General features: G+C 58.2%; 3 protein-coding genes and 1 pseudogene. 3 read left to right on the top strand and 1 reads right to left on the bottom strand.

The annotated features are described in order from the left end of the window. Positions 1-285: 285 nt before the first annotated feature. Positions 286-2,154 carry a DNA helicase RecQ gene (gene recQ / locus DET50_RS19140; RefSeq protein WP_113864287.1) on the top strand — a complete coding sequence of 623 codons (1,869 nt, stop codon included), beginning with the start codon at positions 286-288 and terminating at the stop codon, positions 2,152-2,154. Here the strand turns inward: recQ and DET50_RS19135 are convergent. Beyond that, positions 2,151-2,711, bottom strand: coding sequence for a YiiD C-terminal domain-containing protein (locus DET50_RS19135; RefSeq protein ID WP_113864288.1), 561 nt, complete (start codon positions 2,709-2,711; stop codon positions 2,151-2,153). The genes recQ and DET50_RS19135 overlap by 4 nt on opposite strands. A gap of 186 nt (positions 2,712-2,897) precedes the next feature. Here DET50_RS19135 and DET50_RS19130 point away from each other — a divergent pair, with 186 nt between their 5' ends. Both DET50_RS19130 and DET50_RS19125 read left to right on the top strand, forming a co-directional pair. Then, positions 2,898-4,427 carry a bifunctional GNAT family N-acetyltransferase/carbon-nitrogen hydrolase family protein gene (locus DET50_RS19130; RefSeq protein WP_113864286.1) on the top strand — a complete coding sequence of 510 codons (1,530 nt, stop codon included), beginning with the start codon at positions 2,898-2,900 and terminating at the stop codon, positions 4,425-4,427. Positions 4,428-4,594: 167 nt separating this feature from the next. After that, positions 4,595-4,783 (top strand): annotated as a pseudogene (locus DET50_RS19125) (hypothetical protein); the annotation flags it as partial. Positions 4,784-4,876: the final 93 nt, after the last annotated feature.

Genomic DNA, 4,876 nt, shown 5'->3' with positions numbered 1-4,876 from the left:
GGAGAAGGTGATCTGATCCATGCTGGCAACGATCCTATGCGATTGACGATGGCCGTATTATCGCTGATTTTGGAGACTTATTCAGAGCCTCCCTAACGGATTACGCCGGGAAATGTCTGGTTCAAAAACCGCGGTATTGTAGCGTTTCTGAGGCAGCTTTGCCTCACCCGAAAACCACCTTGACCAACCCACCGGATTATTCTGGTATCATCCCATCCGCGCCACGGACATGGCGCCATCTCCCTGTCATCTTTTCCCATCACGGACGACACACACGGCTTTGCTATGCAACTTGACCAGGATTTCGAACAGCTCGCCACAGAAAGGCCCACCGCGACCCGGAGAGACCCCGAGCAGGTTTTGCACGAGGTTTTCGGTTACGAATCGTTCCGGCCACTGCAGGGTGACATTGTTCGTGAAGTAGTCAATGGCGGAGATGCCCTGGTCCTGATGCCCACCGGTGGTGGTAAATCATTGTGCTACCAGGTCCCGGCCCTGGTTCGGCCGGGCACAGCGATTGTTATATCGCCCCTGATTGCCCTGATGCAGGACCAGGTCGCGGCACTCCGTGAGCTTGGCGTTAAGGCAGCCTTCCTGAATTCCACCATGGATCTGGACCAGGCCCGTGCCACCGAATACGCCCTGACCACCGGCGAACTGGACTTGCTCTACTGCGCGCCGGAACGGCTTATCCAGCCGCGAACCATCGAACTCTTACACAACGCCTCCATCTCGCTGTTCGCCATCGACGAGGCCCACTGCGTATCCCAGTGGGGCCACGATTTCCGTTCGGACTACCTGCAACTGAGCATGCTGGCCGCCGAATTTCCCGGCATCCCGCGCATTGCGCTGACGGCCACCGCCGATGAGCGCACCCGAAAGGAAATTGCCGAGCGTCTGTCACTGACCGAAGCCAGGCATTTTGTCAGCGGTTTCGACCGCCCGAACATCCAGTACCGGATTGCTCCCAAGACCAACGCCAACAAACAGCTGCTGGATTTTATCCGGGCTGAACACGACGGCGAGTGCGGCATCGTTTACTGCCTGTCCCGTAACAAGGTGGACTCCACCGCCCGCATGCTCGCGGATAAGGGCTTCACCGCACTGCCCTACCACGCCGGTCTCAATGCCGAGCAGCGGGCCAGGCACCAGGAACGTTTCCTGCGGGAAGACGGTGTCATCATCGTCGCCACCATTGCCTTCGGGATGGGCATCGACAAACCCGATGTCCGCTTTGTCGCGCACCTGGATCTGCCCAAAAGCCTCGAAGCCTATTACCAGGAAACCGGCCGGGCCGGTCGCGATGGCAAGCCTTCCACCGCCTGGATGGTCTACGGCTTGCAGGACGTTATAAAACTGCGTCAGATGCTCGAGGGCTCCCTGGGCAATGACCAGTTCAAGCGGGTCGAACGCCAGAAACTGGATGCCATGCTGGGCTTGTGTGAGGTTACCAGCTGCCGGCGACAGGTGCTGTTGCGTTATTTCGGCGACGACCTGGAACAGCCCTGCGGTAACTGCGACACCTGCCTGAATCCGCCCGAGACCTGGGATGGTACCGTGGCGGTCCAGAAGGCGCTGTCCTGCGTCTACCGTACCGGTCAGCGCTTCGGCGTGACCTACCTGATCGATGTACTGCGAGGCTCGGAGAACGAGCGCATCCTGCAATCCGGCCACGATCGGGTGTCCACCTACGGCATCGGCACCGAACTCAGCGCCAACGAGTGGAAATCGGTGTTTCGGCAACTGGTGGCCAACGGTTACCTCAGGGCCGATCCCGAGGGCTACGGCGCCTTGCAGCTGACCGAGCGTTGCCGCCCGTTGCTCAAGGGCGAGGAAACGGTCTGGCTGCGCAAGGACCCGGTGCAGAAAAAGACCTCGTCAGGGCGCAGCAGCTCAGGACGCAAAAGCTTTGCGGCCGACCAGATCGTGGACCAGGCCGCCTGGGATCACCTTCGCGCCTGCCGCAAGGGCCTGGCCGACCAGCAGGGTGTGCCGCCCTATGTAATCTTCCACGACACCACCCTGTTCGAGATGATGGAGCGGAGGCCCCGCACCATCGGGGAGCTTGGCGAGATCAGCGGTGTCGGTGCCGCCAAGCTGGAGAAGTATGGCGAGACCTTTCTGAAGGCCATCGCCGAACTGGAGACTCTTTAGGCCGCTTCTTCGGCCTTGAAGCCCTTCTTCCGGACGCGGTAATGGGCGATCGAGGTCGCCACGTGGTTCCCCTCCCGGTCGGTCAGTATCCCCTCAAGCATGAATTTGGCCCGGCCGGTGGCGTCGGCATCGGCACGAATAGCCGCCACCTGCTCCGGGCTCAGGGAAAACTCCACCGTGACATCCGAGTTGGCCGGCTGCAGGAACTGGAGGGTCATTTCCTTGAGAATCGGCGTGTAGGACGGGCCCAGATCGAACAACGTCAATACGCCTCCGGGAATCTCGGCCACCAGGAAATAGGCACCCGCGTAGAGGCTGCCAAAGTGGTTCTTGTTACCCTTGAGCCGGATCCTGGCGCGAACATAACCCGGTCGGACCTCTTCCACGCGAAAGCCATTGCGGGGCGCAAATGGAATGGACAGGCCGATGATCCGGTTGACCGCGGCGTAGCCTCCGGTTTTCTTGAGCCATTCAAGCGGGTGCGCGAGCGTGGCTTTTGGGTCCGTCGAAGCCACCCACTGGCCGGTGGCTCCGATGATGTTGTCTATTAATGCCATAACGGTATCCTGTAATTCGGTTGACCGGATCATTGCAATCACCTGCAGGAACCGCAAGCCCTGATAAAGTTTTTCAGCAACCGGGCAGCGATCTGCGACGTCTGTCACACCTTCTGTTAAACTCCTCAAAAAGCCTGTTGGCCTGACCCAAAAACTCACCTTTTCCGACGACGGGAGCCTCTCTGAATGCCCCATGATGAGCTGCATCTCAATCTCCGCAACCTGACGCTGGACGACTATGAACAGCTTCAGGCTCTGATGGACCTGGTTTATGACGACATTGGCGGGGCCTGGCCCAAAGAGACGATCAAGGCATTGGTCGAGCAGTTTCCCGACGGGCAGATCTGTATTGAGGACAACGGCCAGCTGATTGCGGTGGCGCTGACGGTTTGCGTGAAATACGAGCGATTCAGCAACCCGCACACCTACGACGACCTGATCCTGCGTAACGAGAAGATCTGGCACAACGCCAACGGCGATTCCCTGTATGGGCTGGATGTCTTTATCCATCCGGAATACCGCGGCTACCGTCTGGGCCGGCGTCTGTACGAGGCGCGCAAGGAATTGTGCCGGTCCATGAACCTGCGGGCCATTCTGGCCGGCGGCCGTATTCCCAGCTACTACAAGTACAAGGACCAGTACTCTCCGGCCGAGTACATCCAGCGGGTGGACCGCAAGGAAATCTACGATCCGATCCTGAGCTTCCAGCTCTCCAACGATTTCCAGGTCACCCGGCTGATGCACAAGTACCTGCCGGAAGACGAGAAATCCATGGGTTATGCCACCCTGCTGGAATGGCGGAACATTCTCTATACGCCGCCCTCCCCGGTGCTGAACGTCCGCAAGACCCAGGTCCGCCTCGGCGCCGTGCAATGGCAGATGCGGGAATTCACCTCGGTGGATGAAGTGCTCAAGCAGGTGGAGTATTTCGTGGACGCGCTCTCCGACTACAAGAGCGACTTCGCCCTGTTCCCGGAGTTTTTCAACGCGCCCCTGATGGGCCTGACCGACCAGATGGACCAGACCCGGGCGATCCGTTTCCTGGCCGGGTTTACCGAGCAGTTCCGGGATGAGATGTCGGAAATGGCGGTCAGCTACAACATCAACATCATCACCGGCTCCATGCCGCTGCTGGAGAACGATCGCCTGTTCAACGTCTCCTATCTGTGCCACCGGGACGGCCGGGTGGACGAGCAGCGCAAGATCCACATCACCCCGCATGAGCGCCGTGACTGGGTGATCGAGGGTGGCGATACCTTTGAGGTGTTCGAAACCGATGCCGGACGGGTTGCTATCCTGATCTGTTACGACATCGAGTTCCCGGAGCTTGGAAGGATCGCAGCCAGCCAGGATGTGGATATCATCTTTGTACCGTTCTGGACCGATACCAAGAACGGCTATCTGCGGGTTCGCCACTGTGCCCAGGCCCGGGCGATCGAAAACGAATGTTACGTCGTAATTACCGGCAGTGTCGGCAACCTGCCCAAGGTCGAGAACCTGGACGTACAGTACGCCCAGTCTTCGGTGTTCTCGCCCTCCGACTTTGCCTTCCCGCACGATGCGGTCATGGCCGAGACCACCCCCAACACCGAGATGATCATGTTCTCGGATATGGATCTGGAGAAACTGACACTGGTTCGTAATGAAGGGTCGGTAAACAACCTGAAGGACCGCCGGGAAGATATGTACGAGGTACGGGTGAAATCCCCGGACTGATAAATACCGTGCCCTCTCACTATTAAGGAAGTGCCTGAGAGGGTTACCGTAGGACACTGATGGAATTGCCAATACCGAGAACAGTGTCTATTGTTTAATCATTATCCAGCCTGTCCGATCTGTGGACAGGTCGCAGTGGATAGGGATCTCAGCAGAGAACAGGATTCATGAACGAAGCACTACCGGATCTCATTGCCCGTTTCAGGATCAAGCAGGGGCTCTTCCGCAAGGAGTTGGTGGAGGCCTCCGTCTTTGAACTCGACAGCTACGGCTGTGTGATGAAAACCGACAAGGTCTTCGAGCCCGGCGACAGCCTGACCCTGGATCTGGTCATGGATATGCCCTTTGAAGAAATGGGTATCCGGAATTTCTGGTTGATAAAATGCCAAAGATGTAAAGAAGAAAATCTTTCTCAGCGGATTATCTGATTGATCCTCTTCAGCCTACTC

This window comes from Marinobacter pelagius, assembly GCF_003315345.1.
GTDB lineage: Bacteria > Pseudomonadota > Gammaproteobacteria > Pseudomonadales > Oleiphilaceae > Marinobacter > Marinobacter pelagius_A.
This window is presented reverse-complemented; position numbering and strand designations above follow the sequence as displayed.